Below are 16,887 nucleotides of genomic sequence, written 5' to 3' on the forward strand. Positions count from 1 at the left end.
TTTCAAGTTACCAGGGCTGTTGACCAAAAGCGGCTGAATACCTGGACGCAATTTCTTCCCGGCTGTACTGGTAGGTTTGTGGGCCTTTGACTGCAATTTTCAAGGAGCCCATCAAACTGGCCAGCCTGGCCGCATTCACAATGCCCATGCCTTCTGTAAGGCCATAAAGCAAGCCGCCGCGGTATGCATCGCCACAGCCGGTGGGGTCGGCGATGCGTTCTGCTTTAACGCATGGTATGTCGTGTCGTTGACCCTGCGTAAACACCCAACTGCCTTCCGCACCGCGTGTTACCACAAGTGCTTCCAGCTTTTCTGCGATCTGTTCCAGCGTGAGGCCGGTTCGGTCGCACAACATCTTGGCTTCATAGTCATTGACCGCTGCATACGTGGCAAGTTCCAAAAACCGGTCAAGTTCTGGTTTGCCAAACATGGGCAAGCCCTGACCCGGATCAAACACGAATGGAATGCCAGCGGCTGCAAATTGTTCCGCGTGTTGCATCATGCCGTCACGGCCATCGGGGGCAATAATACCCAAGGCCACGTCGCCAGCATCACTTACCTTGTTCAGGTGCGAGTGGCTCATGGCGCCGGGGTGAAAGGCAGTAATTTGGTTGTCGTCCAGGTCGGTGGTAATGAAGGCCTGTGCGGTGAACTCTTCGCTGACCTGTTTCAGGCAAATGGTTTCAATGCCCAGCGTTTGCAGGCGTTGAAAGTAGCCGCCTGCATCATGTCCAATGGTGGCCATGGGCACGGGTTTGCCGCCGAGCATGTTCAAACTGTAGGCAATATTGCCAGCGCAGCCACCCCAGTCCTTGCGAAGGCTGGGCACCAAAAATGCCACGTTCAGGATGTGAACCTGGTCTGGCAAGATTTGATCTTTGAAACGACCTTCAAACACCATGATGGTGTCGAATGCAATGGAGCCGCAAATTAAAACGCGCTTGGTGTTGGTTGGGGAATTCATTGTGAAACAGTCCAGTAATTAAAAATTGCCCAGGCGCTTATTGCTCGCGTGGGCCTTGGTCGAATAATTCAAGCCGAAAGCCGGTTGCGGCGCTTTCAGGCAGTTGCGTGTTCAGGGTGCTCAGGTTCAAGTATGCCAGCACTTCCACTGTTTTTTTGCCCGCGATCAACGCAGCCTCGCTGGCTGCGTTTTCGTCCCGCAGTTGGTAATCACTTGGGCTCAGTGATTTGCTGGCCAGTACCAGGCCCTGTGGGTCGAGCAATTCCACCTTCAGGTGGGGCCATTGAGCGGGCAGGGGTAGTGGGTTGTGCAGGGTCAGGTCAACCCGCAAATTGTGTTCATCCAGCGCCTGCAGACCACTGCCCTCAACCAGCAAGGCCTGTGTGGCCGGGCTTGCAAACAGGCGTTGTATGTTTGGCCCGGCTTTGTTGATGTGCTTGGCCAGTTCCGGCGCTTGTTGCAACAGCTCAATGCGCTGCCACCAAAGGGTTTGAATACCAAGCGTGAGCAGCAACGCGATGCATGCAGCTTTCAGGGCAGGGCTGCCGTGCTTGAAATTCAGCAGTGGTTTGGTGGGTGCAGTATTGGCGAACAGCGCTTCAGAGCCCGTGCCGTCACCACCGGTCAGGTTGTGATCGCTGGTGTAAGGTTTGGGGCTTAAATCAAGTTTTTGCCACGCTTCCGTGTCGGCTGAAGTAAGGTGTTCGATGCCGGAAAACACGGTTTGGCAATGCCCACAGCGCACCTTGCCTTCATGCATTTGCAGTTGGCCAGAGGTGACTTTGAACAGGGTGTTGCAGTTGGGGCAGCGTGTGGCAAGGCTCATGGCACTAGTTTAACCTTGCGGCACGACTGGTTTGCGATCAGTCAGCGGCTTTTTGGCCGTGCAGGCAAACCCAGCCATCGCGTTCGGCCCACACAGCCAAATTGATCCATTGGCGGTAGTGGGCGATCACTTCTTCGGCCTGACGGGCCAACACACCTGAAAGCACCAATTGGCCACCTGCTTCAACATGGTTGCACAGCGAAGGCGCCAATACTTTCAGTGGGTTGGACAGAATATTGGCCACTACCACCGGGAACTGGCGCTTGGCCAGTGGAAAGTCGGGCAAACCGCAGGGCATTTCAACACCGTTGTTGCTGGCATTGTAGGCGGTGCTGTCCACAGCCTGGGGGTCGATGTCGACGCCGATGGCTTCAGATGCACCCAATTTAAGTGCAGCAATGCCCAAAATGCCGGAGCCGCAACCGTAGTCCAGCACACTTTGGCCTTTCAGTGGAAATTCGCTGAGCCAACGCAGGCAAAGGGCCGTGGTGGGGTGTGAGCCCGTGCCGAAAGCGAGCCCAGGGTCGAGCACCAGGTTGATTCGATCGTCGATGTGTTGGGGTTCGTGCCAAGAGGGCACAATCCACAGGCGTGCAGAAATGGGGATGGGATCGAATTGCGATTGGGTCAGGCGTACCCAGTCTTCTTGAGGCACATCGGTGTAATCAATTTCGGCATCGCCCAGCAATTCAGCTGGAATTTCGCCGAAAATTTGCGCACCTTCGGCTTTGTTGCGAAACAAGGCCACCACATTGTTCAGGTTCCACGCCGCCGATTCAGGCTCCATGCCTGGCTCGCCGAACAAGGGTTGTTCGTCTTCGCTGTCGGCATTGGCGTCTTCCAGGCTGACCGCCAAAGCCCCCAGCTCCATGAGCAGGTCCGACACTTCGTCGGCTTGTTCAAAGGGCAGGGTAAGTTTGGCTTGTATCATTTGAAACGTGCTTCGAGTTTGTGCTCAAGGTAGTGAATGCTGGTGCCACCCTCGACAAAGCGGGCGTCCTCCATCAATTCACGGTGCAGCGCGGTGTTGGTTTTAATGCCGTCAACCACCAATTCGGACAAAGCCTGACGCATGCGGGCCATGGCCTGCTTGCGGTCTTCGCCATAGGTGATCACTTTTGCGATCATGGAATCGTAGTGAGGTGGCACGTTGTAACCGCTGTACACATGCGAATCTACGCGTACACCAGGGCCACCCGGTGCATGCCAGTTCTTGATTGGGCCTGGTGAGGGCACAAACTTGAACGGGTCTTCGGCGTTGATTCGGCATTCGATGGCATGGCCACGGAATTCAATGTCACGTTGGCGGAAGCGCAATTTCTGGCCGGCGGCGATTCGAATTTGCTCTTGAACAATGTCCACACCTGTAATCATTTCGGTGACCGGGTGTTCAACCTGAACGCGGGTGTTCATCTCGATGAAGTAGAACTCGCCGTTCTCGTAGAGGAATTCGAATGTGCCAGCGCCACGGTAACCAATTTTGCGGCAGGCCTCAGCGCAGCGTTCGCCAATGCGCTCGATCAGGCGGCGTGGAATATTTGGCGCCGGTGCTTCCTCAATTACTTTTTGGTGGCGGCGTTGCATGGAGCAATCGCGCTCACCCAGCCACACGGCATTCTTGTGCTCGTCAGCCAGAATTTGAATTTCGATGTGGCGAGGGTTTTCAAGGAATTTTTCCATGTAAACCGCGGGGTTGTTGAATGCTGAACCCGCTTCGGTTTTTGTCATGGTGACCGCATTCAGCAGTGCCGCTTCGGTGTGCACCACACGCATACCGCGACCGCCGCCGCCGCCGGCCGCCTTGATAATGACCGGATAGCCTACTTGCCGTGCAATTTTCACGATTTCGCGTGGATCGTCGGGCAATTCGCCCTCAGAGCCTGGTACGCAGGGCACGCCTGCAGCAATCATCGCGCGCTTGGCGGACACCTTGTCGCCCATCAGCAAGATGGATTCTGCACGGGGGCCAATGAACACAAAACCGCTTTTCTCAACCCGGTCGGCAAAGCTGGCGTTCTCGGACAGAAATCCGTAACCGGGGTGAATGGCTTCCGAATCGGTGACTTCGGCTGCACTAATGATGGCTGGAATGTTCAGGTAGCTTTCTTTGGAGCTGGGCGGGCCAATACAAACCGACTCGTCGGCCAGCTTCACATACTTTGCATCCACGTCGGCAGTGGAATACACCGCCACGGTTTTAATGCCCATTTCTTTGCAGGCGCGAAGAATGCGCAGGGCTATTTCGCCGCGATTGGCGATCAGTATTTTTCCAAACATGGTGGCTGCTCCTGTTCTATTCAATGACGAATAGAGCTTGACCAAACTCCACGGGTTGACCGTTTTCGACCAAGATGGCCTTCACAACACCAGACTTGTCGCACTCAATTTCATTGAGCAGCTTCATGGCTTCAATAATGCAAATGGTTTGGCCTTCCTTCACCGTGCTGCCAATTTCCACGAAATTGGAGGCACCAGGGCTTGGCGCGCGGTAAAACGTGCCCACCATGGGTGAAGTCACTTTGTGGCCAGCGTCTGCAGGCGCTGCCGCAGGAGTTTCCACAGCAGCGGCGGTCGCAGTGGCTGCGGCAGGCGCTGCCACCGCTGCTGGCGCTTGCTGCATCATTTGCTGTGGCATGGCCATGGTGTATTGGGGCTGACTTTTGACGATACGTACCTTGCCTTCGCCTTCAGTCACTTCCAGTTCGGAAATGTCAGATTCGGCGACCAGGTCGATCAATGTTTTTAGCTTTCTGAGGTCCATTTACTTGCTCCATCTAGGGAGGTTGGTTTTGTATGGCAATACACAACCAAGCGCGAGGTGAATTGAGCCTAACTTCGCTTAGTGTGCACTGAAAATCAATTATTTTCTACCGTGACGGGCCTTGATGAACCTTGCTTCGTGGTTCGCCCTGGTCAGGCGTTGCGTGAGCATACCCGATTTTAACGTGGCAGTGCGTTAGTGATAGTACTCATCTGTATTCTGCCGGCTTCTGTGAGTATTTTATTACCATTTTCGTCCAAAATGACGGTAAACGGTAATCCTCCTTGTTGGTTGCCAAGTGCTTTTCCAAGTTCAGTGCCAGTCATGCCGGCAAGCACGATCGGGTAATTTACTGGTGTTTTTTTCAGAAATTGGTCGACGTTAGAAGGTGAATCAATAGCGATGCCAATCAGCTCGATATTCTGGGCCTGTAGTTGGGGGTATAACTCATCGAGTTCCGGCATTTCTTCCACACAGGGGGGGCACCACGTTGCCCAAAAATTGAGCACGACTACCTTGCCTTTCAATGCACCCAAATCGAGTGAGCCTCCTTGTGGCGTCTCAAAGGTGTAGCCAGCCAGTGGATAATCGGGGCCGCCTTGTGGCTTCAAGCCAAAATACAGGCCAATCGCCAAAGCAAGAACCGCGGTAATAACAGGAATCAGTTTGTTTTTCATGGTGCTTCTATCAGGCGGGTCAAGCCCGCAATGTCAGTTTGAAAAGGGGTGCCGTCACTTGCTTGTCGGTTGAGCAAGCCGCGGCGTTGAATCGGGCTGGCCACACCCAACTGGAACCAGCGCTGTTTCCAGCGAAAGGCCACGGCCGGGAATGATTTGCCAGCCAGCAAGGCGTCCTCGCAGGCATCGAAGTTGATGTTTTGGTTAAGCAGCCAGTAGTCCACTTCTTTTTCGTCGTCTGCAAACGCAATAATGTGCACATCGGAATGCGCGCTGCCAGTGCCATTGACCGCTGCGCCATACACAATGGGCTCGAATTGTTGAATACCTTGCATGAATTGGAGCGCAACTTCGCGCAATTCGTTCAATTCGCCGGGCTGGCTGTCGGCTTGAAACAGGGCCTGATAGGCGCGCAATTCATCCTGAATATCTTGATCAGAGGGTAGTCGGTCACGTGGAATGCGCTGTTTTCCAAGCAGGGCTTTCACAGCCTGGTTGCGTGCTGTGCTGTAGTCGAGGCCTTCCTCGGCGATCAGTCGGGCTGCCGTCATCGCAATTTCTATGCGAAGTTCGTCTTGCGGGGCGAAGAATTCTTCCATACCGGCAGTGTATCCAAATTCACAGGCACTACAATATGGGCTTGACCTGAAAGGAAGAAAGAATGCACATCCACATCCTCGGGATTTGTGGCACCTTCATGGGCGGCGTTGCCCAGTTGGCCAAGGCTTTGGGCCACACCGTGACCGGCTGCGATGCCAATGTTTATCCACCCATGAGCACTCAGCTGACCCAGGCTGGTATTGATTTGACCGAGGGTTTTGGCGTGGAGCAGTTGGCCATCAAGCCCGATTTGTGGGTAGTGGGCAATGTGGTGTCACGTGGCAACCCTTTGATGGAAGCCATTTTGAACATGGGCTTGCCGTACACCAGCGGCCCCCAGTGGGTGGGTGAACATATTTTGCGCGGCCGAAAGGTGCTGGCTGTGGCGGGTACGCATGGCAAAACCAGCACCAGCTCCATGTTGGCTTGGGTGTTGCAGCAGGCTGGTTTAAGCCCCGGCTTTTTGATCGGCGGCGTGCCTGGCGGCTTTGGTGTGTCGGCCACACTGGGGCAGGGTGACTGTTTTGTAATTGAAGCCGACGAGTACGACACCGCATTTTTTGACAAGCGTTCCAAGTTTGTACATTACCGCCCGGTGGTGGCTGTGCTGAACAACCTGGAGTTCGATCATGCTGATATCTTCCCCGATCTGGCTGCGATCGAAACTCAATTTCACCATTTGGTGCGCACCGTACCCTCTGAAGGGCGAGTGATCTGCCCCGCAGCCACGGATTCGCTGGAGCGGGTTCTGAAGCGGGGTTGCTGGACCCCGGTTGAACGTTTTTCAGCCCATGGTGATGATGCGCCGTGGCAAGCCAAGGTGTTGGGAGCCTCCAAATTCGAAGTGTTGAAGAATGGTGAAGTGAAAGGCCTGGTGGCATGGGACTGGTCGGGTGTGCACAATGTGAACAACGCCCTTGCTGTAATTGCGGCTGCCCATGCTGTGGGGGTTAAGGTGGCAGACGCCTGCAAGGCGCTGAGTGAATTTCCCGGCGTGAAGCGCCGCATGGAATTGCGTGGTGAGGCAGCAGGCGTGAAGGTGTACGACGACTTTGCGCACCACCCAACGGCCATCGCTACCACGCTGGAAGGCGCGAAAGCCCGAATGGCAGAAATTGCAGCAGCGGAAGGCAAACCTGTGGGTCGCCTGATTGCTTTGTTTGAACCTAGGTCCAACACCATGAAAATGGGAACCCTTGCACAGGCTTTGCCAGCCTCGTTTGATGAGGCCCAGTCTGTGGTGTGCTACACCGCGGGCATTCAGTGGAATGTGCGCGACACACTGGGCAGTTTGGGCTCGCGCCTTTTCACCAGCGATGAGTTGAGCGAAGTGATTGATCATGTTGTGGCGCAAGCCCAGCCTGGCGACTGGATTGTGGCCATGAGTAACGGCTCATTTGGCGGTGTTCACCAAAAATTGATCGACGCTCTCGCTTCAGGGGTAAGGGTTTGACGCCTTTTGTATTCAGTAGCCCCGGTGGCTTTGCGCGCACGGGTGGGGTGGCCGACCTGGTGGTGTATTTGCATGGGTTTCGCTCGTCTTCCAAGTCAGTGAAGGCACAAAAAATGATCGATGCCTTCGACCAGGCCGGTTTGAGCAGCCATTTGTGGGTGCCTGATTTGCCCGTATCACCAGCACAGGCCTTGGCCCTGATTAACCAGCACCTGGATGCCCGTTTGCACAGCCAGCCCGACTTGTCGCTGACCTTCATTGGTAGTTCTTTGGGTGGTTATTACGCCACGGTATTGGGAGAGTTGCATGTTCAGGCGTCGGTGGTGTTGTTGAACCCAGCCATCAAGCCTTATGACGATTTGCAGGACCAAATCGGCAAAAAGAAGGTGTATTTTTCAGATGAAGAAATCGAGTTTGTTCCCGCTTATCTGGGCGACTTAAAAGCCATGGAGCAAACCAGCCTGACCGACCCGCAACGTTACTTTTTGGTGGCTGCCCGGGACGATGAGGTGCTGAACTGTGACACCATGCTGGCGCGTTACCACGGTGCACACCAATTGCACTTGCTGGGTTCAGACCATGCGCTGAGCGATTTCGATGAAATTTTGCCCTTTGTGAAATTGGCTGTGGGTTTGCCATGAGCGGTGCCGTGGTTTGGACCAGGCATTGCCCGCCAAGCTGGCCGGTTTGGGCCAGAAATTGGGCCAGCACGCCTGGTTCTCTCACCCTGCGTTTGGTACGCCTGAACATGGGGTTTAAAGTAGAGCCTGTGGTGCAGGGCAAGGTGTTGATTAAACACGGGCCTGGCTCAAGCAGCCGAAATGCAACGGGTCAAATGATGCGGCAGCGGCTTGTGCGCCTACACGTGAACAATGCGCCTGTGGTGCTGGCACAAACTTTGGTTGAAATCGATGGCCCCGTGAACGACTGGCATTTTTGGCGAGGCTTGGGCACCCGCTCCTTGGGCACGGTGCTGTTTTCCGATCCTCAGGTAAAGCGGGGCGAACTGTATTTTGCACGCTTGCCTTTGAACCAGGCCTGGGTGCAGCGTGTTTTGCCTGCGGTCTTGAAGGCGGAGATGAACAGGCTGGGCACCAGCCGCGTGTGGTATGCCCGTTGTGCGCGCTTTTCGCGCAAACCCAATAGAACACCGTTGTGGGTTATGGAAGTGTTTCTGCCCCAACTTGAAAATTATCTTTAGGACAGTTGATGAATTTGTATTACGAAGAGGCCGGAGCCTTTAAAGTGGGCCGAGTGCTTCAAGAGCAGGGCAACGCTTATCAGGTGGAAACCTTGCATGGCAAGCGCACCAAGGTGAAATCCAACAGTGTGATGCTGAAATTTGATGCGCTGGAATGTGCTGAATTCCACGCGCAGGTTGAGGCCTTGGCCAAAGAAGTGGACACCGAGTTTTTGTGGGAATGTTCGCCGGAAGGCGAGTTTGATTTCACAGCCATGGCTCAAGAGTATTTCGGTGAAAAACCCACGGTGGTGCAACAAGCGGCCACCTTGGCGGCTTTGCATGCGGCGCCTATTCACTTTCACCGCAAAGGCAAGGGCATGTACCGAGCCGCCCCGCCGGAAATTTTACAGGCCGCATTGGCAGGACTCGAGAAAAAACGCCTGGCCGCTGAACAACAGCAGGCTTGGGCCGATGCCTTGGTGCGCCGTGAATTGCCCGATGGTTTCGCCAAACAGGCGGCCACACTGCTGGTGCGCCCGGATAAAAACAGTGCCGAATACAAAGCCTTGATGCTGGCCTGCACGGAAGCAGGCCGCTCGCCCGATGTGTTGTTGATTGAGTGTGGTGCGTTCAAGTCTGTGCATGAAATGATGCGTGCGCGTTTCGCGGCCGTGTATTTTCCCAAAGGGCCAGAAATTGATTTGCCAGCCCCGGAAGTACCTGCTGAATTGGCTGAACTGCCCGTGGCCGATGTGCGTGCTTTTTCGATTGACGACATTTCAACCACAGAAATCGATGATGCCTTCAGCGTGGTTTGGCTGGATGAAAAACGTGCGCGCATTGGCGTGCACATTGCCGCACCTGCGCTGTTAATTGCGCGTGGAAGCCCTTACGATCGTGTGGCCCGCGAGCGCCTTTCAACCGTGTATGCGCCCGGCGATAAAATCACCATGCTGCCTGACCAGGTGGTTGAACTGGCCACATTGGCTGAGGGGCGCACTGTGCCCTCGGTCAGTATTTACGTGGAAGTGAGCACTGAAACTGGTGAGTTGATCAGCGAGCCTTACAGCGCCATTGAGCAGGTACCCATGGCTGCAAACCTGCGCCACAACCACCTGGATGCGGCTTTGTCCAAAGAGGTTTTGGAAGACCCCGAGTTGAACGAGCTTGATGTGGTGGGCGAGTTTTTCCCTGCGTTGAAAATGCTCTGGAAAAGTTCGTGCGTGCTGAGAATGGAACGCGAAATTGTACGCGGTCAGCCCGAGAAGCACACGCGCATTGATTTCAATTTCTATGTGAGTGAAGACGGCACCGTTGAAATTCAGCCCCGCCGCCGTGATGCACCGCTGGATTTGTTGGTGGCCGAGTGGATGATCTACGTGAACCGAGAATGGGGCGGTATGCTGGATGAATGCAAAGTGACCGGCATTTATAGGGTACAACCCCCGATGGGTCGAGTAAGGATGTCTACCCATGCGGCGCCACATGTGGGGTTGGGTGTTCCGCAATACGCATGGAGTACTTCGCCTTTGCGCAGGTATGTGGATTTGGTGAACCAGCAGCAATTGATTTCACTGCTTCGTCAAGAGCCACCCGTCTACACCGCAACTGATGCGGAATTGCTGTCTGCAGTGAACAGCTTTGATGTGACCTACAAAGCCTATGCCGAATTTCAGCAGAGTATGGAGCGCTACTGGTGCTTGCGCTGGATTCAGCAAAAGGGCCGCAAGCAGTTTGATGGCGTGGTGGTTAAAGACGAATTGGTACGTCTGGACGACATTCCCCTGTTTGTTCGTTTGGTGGGCGTGACTTCACCGGGCCGTGGCGTGCAGGTGGAGGTTGAGCTGGACCAGGTGGATGAACTGACCTTGACGGTTTCTTGCAAATTGATTGCCTTGAAGAAAGGCACGCCCACGCGTTTGCTGGATGATGATGAGGAAGAAGATGTTGTCGATCTTCCGGAATCACCAGACGCACCGATCGATGTGGTTGAAGCAGGTGAATCTGAGGGAGTGAATACTGCGGGAGATTCGGCGGCGTGACCACTTTGCGTGCACCACTTGGCGAAATCAATTTGAAGAAGGCGCTGGTGTTGTCAGTGCTGCTTCATGCCTTGTTGTTGCTGGTGCACTTTTCCAAACCGCAGGCCGACACCGCATTCAGCCGCCCGCTGGAAGTGATTTTGGTGAATGCGCAATCGCAAAAAACGCCCACTGATGCCAAGGTACTGGCGCAGGTTGCACTGGATGGTGGCGGGCAAGCCGACAAGGGCAGGGCCACTACATTGCCGGGGCAAGCCGATGACAAGGTCAACCAGCGCGAGTTGATTGCCAGCCAGGAGCGCTTGAAAGAACTGGAAGCATTGCAGCGCAATTTGGCGGGTGCAGACTTGCGGACCACACCGCAAAACGAAGTGCTGGATACACGCCCTGGCAACGATCCCAAAAGCCAGCGTGCACTTGAGATCAAGAAATTGCAGGCTCAAATTGCCGACAACATCAAAAGTTACAATGAGCGCCCGCGCAAACACTTCTTCTCGCCACGCACTTCACCCTATGCCTTTGCAATTTATGAAGAGGCCTGGCGTGCCAAGGTGGAACAGGTGGGCAATGCAAATTACCCCGATGAACTGAAAGGCCGTATTTACGGCAAGTTAAGGCTGACTGCTTATGTGCGTGCAGACGGCACTCTCGAAGATGTGGAAGTCGACCGCTCATCGGGATCAGCCGTGCTGGACCGCGCTGCATTGAGAATTTTAAGAATGTCTACACCGTTTCCGCCTTTCCCTTCAGAGATGCGGCAGAAGGCCGATATTCTGGCGATTACCCGCACTTGGGTGTTTAGCCGTGACACCATCAGCACCGAGTACTGAGCCATGGAGGCCCCTTGTTGAATGCATTGATTTCTGAGGCAGACCGCTACGTGGTGATTGGCAATCCAATTTCACACAGCATGTCGCCTTTCATTCATGCTGACTTTGCCGCACAGCTTGGCTTGCCCCTGCAATACGAGCGTGTGCTGGCGCCGTTGAATGGCTTTGCCCAAACTGTGGCCGCACTGAAAGCAGCGGGTGTGAAGGGTGCAAATGTGACTGTGCCATTCAAACTAGAGGCTTTTGCTTTGGCCAAGGTACTCCCCAATTCGCTGACCTCAGCCGCAGAATTTGCGCAGGCGGCCAACACTTTGAAATTCAATGCGGATGGCACCGTACTGGCCGACAACACCGATGGCGGGGGCCTGTGTCGCGACTTGGACCGGCAGTTAAATACCCTGGGTTTGCACCTTGCGCAATGCCAGGTATTGATGATTGGTGCAGGCGGCGCAGCCAGTGGTTGTGTGTCTGCTTTTCAGCAAGCTGGAGTTCAACATTTGACCGTGCTGAACCGCACAGTGCCCAAGGCACGCGAGTTGGCAGAACGCGCGGAGGCAATTGATTTGCCATCAGCGGGCGGGGGCCTGGACACGCCGCCTTCGCATTTTGAAACACCCGGAGCACCGGTGGTAATCGTGAATGCGTCGTCCAGCAGCCTGAAAGGCGATGTGCCTGTGCTTCACCCTGATTGGTATCAGCGGGCTGTGCTTGCGTACGACATGATGTATGCCGCCGAGCCCACACCGTTTGTTTGGTCACTTGGCAAACTTGATTTGCCGTGCAGCGATGGCTTGGGTATGTTGGTGTTTCAGGCCCAGCTGGCCTTTGAGGTATGGACCGGGGCTTCGCCCAATGCACTTGAAACTTTAACCAAAGTTCGGCAAGCCCTGCTTGCCAAAGCAAAACAACCATGACCATGGCACGCAGAAAATCTTCCAAAGGCGGTAGCAAACGCAAGTTCAGCCTGAATCCTTTGGTGTGGTTGTGGCGAATTTTCTTCTGGGGGTTTTGTGCCATTGTGCTGCTGCAACTTTGGTACCTCGCGCAAATTGCGGTGTGGACACATGTCAACCCCAGCAGCACCAGTTTCATGCAAACCCGTTTGGCTGAAATTCGCAAGATCGAGCCTGGTTTCCAGTTGAAACACCAGTGGGTACCGTATGACAAAATTTCACTGAACCTGAAACGCGCGGTGATTGCTGCTGAAGACAGTGGCTTCATGACCCACAAGGGCGTGGAAATGGAGGCCATTCAACTGGCGATCAAACGCAATGAAAGGCGAGGCCGTGTAACACATGGCGGCTCTACCATTACCCAGCAGTTGGCCAAAAACCTGTTTTTGACCAGCAAGCGAAGCTACATTCGCAAAGGCCAAGAGTTGGTCATTGCCTTGATGATTGAGGCGCTTTGGGACAAACGCCGTATTCTCGAGGTGTACTTGAATGTGGTGGAATGGGGCAATGGTGTGTATGGGGCTGAGGCAGGTGCCAAGCACCATTATGGCGTGAGCGCAGCCCAGCTGAGCAGTTATCAGGCCGCTCGCATGGCGGGCATGTTGCCGGCGCCACGCTATTTTGACAAACGCAGAAACTCACCTTTCCTGGCTCGGAAAACCGGTACTCTTCAAAAGCGCATGTATCAGGTTACTGTGCCGAAGTAATGCGTCTACGTTTACTTGTTCAGGTGCATACCCTTTTGCGCCAGAAAGCCTGAGTTCCCCCTTGAAGACGATTAACCACCCTGAGCGCCCCCGCTAACAAAGCGGGCGGGCTGCGCTCCCGGCGTTGCCGAACGGGAGGTGAATCGACTACAAGGGCAGGCTTTCTTGAATGCCGCTGCAAGGGCATTGCTACCTGAACAAGCAAAAAGGCGTTACTTCGGTAACGAAATATTTGTTTGAGAATGCGTTTGAATGCGTTTATTTTTGACGAACATCGGAATGAATTCTGAGCGCGGGCAGATAGTCTGGCCGGATTGTCTGACTTGGTAGTTTGAGTTTGTGAAGTTACAGTGTGATAGCGGTGTAGTGACGCTACGAGGTGCGCACCCAAGAGCAGAATTTCTGGGAAACTAGATTTATTGTGATCTATTCAAACAACTATTGATTCAATTCAAGTTATGAGATTCCACGCTGACGGCCCGATCATTCCCGACATACTTTTGAATCGTTGTGATGAGGGTCGTGTGGTGTTTCTTTGCGGTGCGGGAGTATCTGTACCGTCAAATATGCCTGATTTTGTAAAACTTACTGAGTGCGTAATCAATTTCTTTGACCCTTCAGCTGACTCGGAAATCAGGATTGCATTTCAGCCTTGGTTGGATGAAAAACAGAAAGGGAACGAGTCTTCCTTAAAAACTCCACTAGACCAGATATTCAATCTTCTCCATATGGAGTACGGTAAACATGAAGTTAATCAGTTGGTGGCAAGACAGCTAAGTGCCAAGCCTTCCGCCAAGATTGGACATGAGCATGGGTTGATCAAGCGAATTTCTAAAAGCGCCAAAGGAATTCCGCAGATCGTAACCACTAATTTTGATCGCTTGTTTGAGGGGCGCGATCAAGAGGAGCACACATATGAACCGCCAGCTTTTCCTGATCTTGGATACGGTTCAAGTATCGAGGGTATTACATATCTGCACGGAAAGTTGCAAGACCCTGATTCTGAAAGTCATCCATATGTGCTGAGTAGTGCAGATTTTGGTCGAGCCTATCTTTCTGAAGGTTGGGCGACAAAATTTATTCGAGATCTATTGGGTCGATATACCGTAGTGTTGCTAGGCTATAAAGCGGAAGACCCACCGATTAAATACCTCCTACAAGGCCTTAACCATGATGGAAAATATGACCGATCCAGGTTGTATGCGTTTGATAAAGGTCCTCCTGAAGAAATAGAAGCAAAGTGGCATGATCGTGGTGTAACGGCGATAGCCTTTCCTGATTTTCCAAAGTTGTGGGAGAGCATACAAGCTTGGGCTGAACGCGCTGATGACCCTCGTAAATGGCGAGAGTCGGTGATCGCCAAGACTCAACAAGATCCAAAAGATTTGGCGGCTCATGAGCGTGGGCAAGTAGCACATGTTTTGCGCACGGTACAGGGCGCGAAATTATTCTCCCAGGCAGATCCAGCTGCAAATCCAGAATGGGTGTGTGTGATGGATGCGACGGTGCGTTCCGCGGAGCAGGTTGAGGGGTATGGTGAAGATGCAGAGGTTTTTGATCCCAGGGTGGCTTACGGCCTTGATGACGATTTAGAAGATTTTTCTGACGATAACAATAAATCACCTGTTAACAACGACGATCTTTTGATTTGGAGAGAGGGAGATGACAATCCGCATGATTTTCACCAGATAGGTGGAAGGCGGCCTGAAGGTTTTGAGCCGCTTTCTGCCAGGTTAGGTCACTTGATTACATGGTTTGCTAAGTCCATTCATAGTCCGGTGCTGGCTTGGTGGGTGATTCGTCAAACTGGTATACATCCCCGATTGTTGAGAGAACTTGGAGGGGAAATCGAACGTTCAAAAAATTTACATTCGCGAGCTAGACATATTTGGAATCTGATTCTTGAGGCGCAACGTGATCCTCGAAATAGGGCTCATCAATATCGGAATTGGTTCGATTTCAAAAACAAAGTTGAAAGTGAAGGCTGGACTTCTCATGTTCTGAGGGACTTCCGAGAATTTGCAACTCCAAGGTTGGATGTTAAAGCGCCTTATGGCTTGAGTAAGGCTAAACCACCTCAGGACGATTGGCAGCATGTTGATCTCGGAGGACTAGGTCAATTCGAAGTGAAGTTCCTTGAGCGTTATAACGAAGATGTAGAGGTACCTGATGAGGTCTTGCCTGAAGTATTTGGCATCATTGAGGCGCAGTTTAGGGTTGTGTCAGGCCTGCTTAAGGATATCGATAGGGATATTTACAATTTTGAGCTACCTACTTGCTACCCTGATCGAGATGTTGAGGGGGAAGTTCATGTAGAAGAAAGTGCGCAATCTGTGACTTGGTTCATCCAGCTTTTTGACCGGATGGTTGCGGAATATCCAGAGTTAGCCCGTGCGCATGCAACGACTTGGCCAATTGCAGATCCATTATTCTATGGAAGATTAAAGCTGTATGCGTTTAACAAAGTAGAATTATTTGAAGCGGATTACGTTGCTGAGCAAGTGTTGTGTATTCAGCAAGAAATTTTCTGGGATAGCGATCTGGTTCGAGAGCTTGTGTTCTTGCTGATTGATCGATGGCATGAGTTCTCCATTGATCATAAAAGTCGATTGATGGAGAGAATTCTTGAAGGGCCTGACAAGCGCTCCTACTGGTCTGATGATGAATATCCTAAATTACGAGATGAGTCTGCCGCCAGCTACGCAAGATATATTCAATTACACGGATGTGAGCTAACGGTAGACCATACTAAAAAACTCGCAGAATTGATCGAAAAGCTTCCAGAATGGCGTGAAAGCTGGGCTTCATCAATTGCAATCAAACAGGGCTCTTCAGGCGGATGGGTGTCCACCGACGAAAATCCAGATGAAATTTTAAGCCTTCCAGTGGGGGAATTGGTTAGTAAAGCCAAGGAGGCGTCAAAGCGGGATTTTTTTAGTCTCACCGATAAAAGACCGTTTATTGGTTTGGTTAAATCCAATCCGAGAAAGGCACTTGCGGCGCTTACAATTTCTGGGAAAAAGGGGGAGTTCCGGGAAGATTTCTGGTCGGAAATGATCAATCACTTTCCCGAGGAAGTCAGGCCGCGGTTAAGGCTGGTTTTCTTGAGGCGATTATCGCGTTTACCTCATTCGCTGATAGTAGAACTCCGCTTTACATTGGGACGATGGTTTGAAAAGAACCTTAGTGTCATTCTGAAGTTTGATGAAGCCCTTGGTTGGGCTTTATACGATCACATCGTTGATGGAATTATGAGTGGCGGAGCAGACGCTACTGGGAGTAGCCGTGGTGAAGTGACTTTGAGGGGAAAAGTCATTCAACAATCCCGGCGTACTTATGATCATGCAATTAATGGTCCCATCGGTATGTGTACCGCAGCTCTTTTCCGTGTTTTGAGCTTTGAGAAACGAGAAGCAAGCTCGCTTATTCCGGGGCATATCAAATTTCGTATCGAACGTCTTTTTTTGGCAGTTGGGGAAGGCTCGGATCATGCGGTTTCAGTAACTTGCCGAAGGCTCGACTGGTTGATGTTCATCGATCCAGATTGGACCAAAACACAGCTGATTCCGATGCTGAATTTCCAACATCCTCGTTCAGAAGCCGCATGGAACGGATTTTTACATAGTGGGAATATACCTAGCCCACCTTTGTTGGAAATAATCAAACCGCAGTTACTTGGACTTTTCCCAAAGATTGAAGAGTTTTCTTGGGGTGGCAAATTAGAAAATGTAGCTGCGCGGTGGCTAGGTTGGTTGCGAGTGTTTGTGACCTGCCCCGGATTTTTCGATCCAGCGTGACTTAACTACAATGGTCTCTCAACGCAGCGAGAGACGAAATGAAACGAGCCCGATTCAGCGATGAGCAGATTGTTCGAATCCTGAGAGAAACAGA

At 52.6% G+C, this 16,887-nt stretch carries 15 protein-coding genes; 8 read left to right on the plus strand and 7 right to left on the minus strand.

What is annotated here, in order from left to right:
- Positions 1-7: 7 nt before the first annotated feature.
- From FCS97_RS16065 to FCS97_RS16095, 7 genes are all read right to left on the minus strand, one after another.
- Positions 8-964, minus strand: coding sequence for a carbohydrate kinase family protein (locus FCS97_RS16065; protein WP_138519451.1), 957 nt, complete (start codon positions 962-964; stop codon positions 8-10).
- A gap of 37 nt (positions 965-1,001) precedes the next feature.
- A complete protein-coding gene (locus tag FCS97_RS16740) occupies positions 1,002-1,790 on the minus strand; it encodes a zinc-ribbon and DUF3426 domain-containing protein (RefSeq protein WP_425460752.1) in 789 nt (262 codons plus the stop codon).
- Between the two features lie 37 nt (positions 1,791-1,827).
- Positions 1,828-2,721: a 50S ribosomal protein L11 methyltransferase gene (prmA, locus tag FCS97_RS16075; RefSeq protein WP_138519452.1), complete on the minus strand. Its 894-nt coding sequence runs from the start codon at positions 2,719-2,721 to the stop codon at positions 1,828-1,830.
- Positions 2,718-4,067 (minus strand): acetyl-CoA carboxylase biotin carboxylase subunit, encoded by a 1,350-nt coding sequence (accC, locus tag FCS97_RS16080; protein WP_138519453.1) that lies wholly within the window; start codon positions 4,065-4,067, stop codon positions 2,718-2,720. Before accC ends, prmA begins: the two co-directional genes overlap by 4 nt.
- 16 nt (positions 4,068-4,083) lie before the next feature.
- Positions 4,084-4,551: an acetyl-CoA carboxylase biotin carboxyl carrier protein gene (gene accB / locus FCS97_RS16085; RefSeq protein WP_138519454.1), complete on the minus strand. Its 468-nt coding sequence runs from the start codon at positions 4,549-4,551 to the stop codon at positions 4,084-4,086.
- 179 nt (positions 4,552-4,730) lie between these two features.
- A complete protein-coding gene (locus tag FCS97_RS16090) occupies positions 4,731-5,228 on the minus strand; it encodes a TlpA disulfide reductase family protein (protein WP_138519455.1) in 498 nt (165 codons plus the stop codon).
- Complete coding sequence (locus tag FCS97_RS16095) at positions 5,225-5,827, minus strand: hypothetical protein (protein WP_138519456.1); 603 nt, start codon at positions 5,825-5,827, stop codon at positions 5,225-5,227. The genes FCS97_RS16090 and FCS97_RS16095 overlap by 4 nt, the downstream gene beginning before the upstream one ends.
- Before the next feature lie 62 nt (positions 5,828-5,889).
- On the opposite strand from FCS97_RS16095, the gene mpl reads away from it, so the two are divergent.
- The 8 genes from mpl (at position 5,890) to FCS97_RS16135 (ending at position 16,793) form a co-directional block, all read left to right on the plus strand.
- Entirely contained in the window at positions 5,890-7,281 is a 1,392-nt protein-coding gene (gene mpl / locus FCS97_RS16100) for a UDP-N-acetylmuramate:L-alanyl-gamma-D-glutamyl-meso-diaminopimelate ligase (protein ID WP_138519457.1), read from the plus strand.
- Positions 7,278-7,922, plus strand: a complete 645-nt coding sequence (locus FCS97_RS16105) for a YqiA/YcfP family alpha/beta fold hydrolase (RefSeq protein WP_171035349.1) — start codon at positions 7,278-7,280, stop codon at positions 7,920-7,922. Before mpl ends, FCS97_RS16105 begins: the two co-directional genes overlap by 4 nt.
- Positions 7,919-8,482 (plus strand): chorismate--pyruvate lyase family protein, encoded by a 564-nt coding sequence (locus FCS97_RS16110; protein WP_138519459.1) that lies wholly within the window; start codon positions 7,919-7,921, stop codon positions 8,480-8,482. Before FCS97_RS16105 ends, FCS97_RS16110 begins: the two co-directional genes overlap by 4 nt.
- Positions 8,483-8,490: 8 nt before the next feature.
- Positions 8,491-10,506 (plus strand): ribonuclease catalytic domain-containing protein, encoded by a 2,016-nt coding sequence (locus FCS97_RS16115; RefSeq protein ID WP_138519460.1) that lies wholly within the window; start codon positions 8,491-8,493, stop codon positions 10,504-10,506.
- Entirely contained in the window at positions 10,503-11,336 is an 834-nt protein-coding gene (locus tag FCS97_RS16120) for an energy transducer TonB (protein WP_138519461.1), read from the plus strand. The genes FCS97_RS16115 and FCS97_RS16120 overlap by 4 nt, the downstream gene beginning before the upstream one ends.
- A 17-nt stretch (positions 11,337-11,353) precedes the next feature.
- The gene (aroE, locus tag FCS97_RS16125; RefSeq protein WP_171035350.1) at positions 11,354-12,250 is read left to right on the plus strand and encodes a shikimate dehydrogenase; all 897 of its coding nucleotides are present in this window, start codon (positions 11,354-11,356) and stop codon (positions 12,248-12,250) included.
- Positions 12,247-12,996, plus strand: coding sequence for a monofunctional biosynthetic peptidoglycan transglycosylase (gene mtgA, locus FCS97_RS16130; protein WP_138519462.1), 750 nt, complete (start codon positions 12,247-12,249; stop codon positions 12,994-12,996). Before aroE ends, mtgA begins: the two co-directional genes overlap by 4 nt.
- A 458-nt stretch (positions 12,997-13,454) precedes the next feature.
- The gene (locus tag FCS97_RS16135) at positions 13,455-16,793 is read left to right on the plus strand and encodes an SIR2 family protein (protein ID WP_246066406.1); all 3,339 of its coding nucleotides are present in this window, start codon (positions 13,455-13,457) and stop codon (positions 16,791-16,793) included.
- Positions 16,794-16,887: the final 94 nt, after the last annotated feature.

Origin of the sequence: Limnobacter alexandrii (assembly GCF_005871185.1) — a bacterium.
GTDB classification, from domain to species: Bacteria; Pseudomonadota; Gammaproteobacteria; order Burkholderiales; family Burkholderiaceae_B; genus Limnobacter; species Limnobacter alexandrii.

Excerpts from the sequence above, each read along its gene's own strand:
- prmA (WP_138519452.1), bottom strand. The coding sequence starts at position 2,721 with ATGATACAAGCCAAACTTACCCTGCCCTTTGAACAAGCCGACGAAGTG.
- accC (WP_138519453.1), bottom strand. The coding sequence starts at position 4,067 with ATGTTTGGAAAAATACTGATCGCCAATCGCGGCGAAATAGCCCTGCGC.
- accB (WP_138519454.1), bottom strand. The coding sequence starts at position 4,551 with ATGGACCTCAGAAAGCTAAAAACATTGATCGACCTGGTCGCCGAATCT.
- FCS97_RS16135 (WP_246066406.1), top strand. The coding sequence starts at position 13,455 with ATGAGATTCCACGCTGACGGCCCGATCATTCCCGACATACTTTTGAAT.
- FCS97_RS16095 (WP_138519456.1), bottom strand. The coding sequence starts at position 5,827 with ATGGAAGAATTCTTCGCCCCGCAAGACGAACTTCGCATAGAAATTGCG.
- FCS97_RS16065 (WP_138519451.1), bottom strand. The coding sequence starts at position 964 with ATGAATTCCCCAACCAACACCAAGCGCGTTTTAATTTGCGGCTCCATT.
- FCS97_RS16115 (WP_138519460.1), top strand. The coding sequence starts at position 8,491 with ATGAATTTGTATTACGAAGAGGCCGGAGCCTTTAAAGTGGGCCGAGTG.
- mtgA (WP_138519462.1), top strand. The coding sequence starts at position 12,247 with ATGACCATGGCACGCAGAAAATCTTCCAAAGGCGGTAGCAAACGCAAG.
- FCS97_RS16090 (WP_138519455.1), bottom strand. The coding sequence starts at position 5,228 with ATGAAAAACAAACTGATTCCTGTTATTACCGCGGTTCTTGCTTTGGCG.
- FCS97_RS16110 (WP_138519459.1), top strand. The coding sequence starts at position 7,919 with ATGAGCGGTGCCGTGGTTTGGACCAGGCATTGCCCGCCAAGCTGGCCG.
- FCS97_RS16740 (WP_425460752.1), bottom strand. The coding sequence starts at position 1,790 with ATGAGCCTTGCCACACGCTGCCCCAACTGCAACACCCTGTTCAAAGTC.
- mpl (WP_138519457.1), top strand. The coding sequence starts at position 5,890 with ATGCACATCCACATCCTCGGGATTTGTGGCACCTTCATGGGCGGCGTT.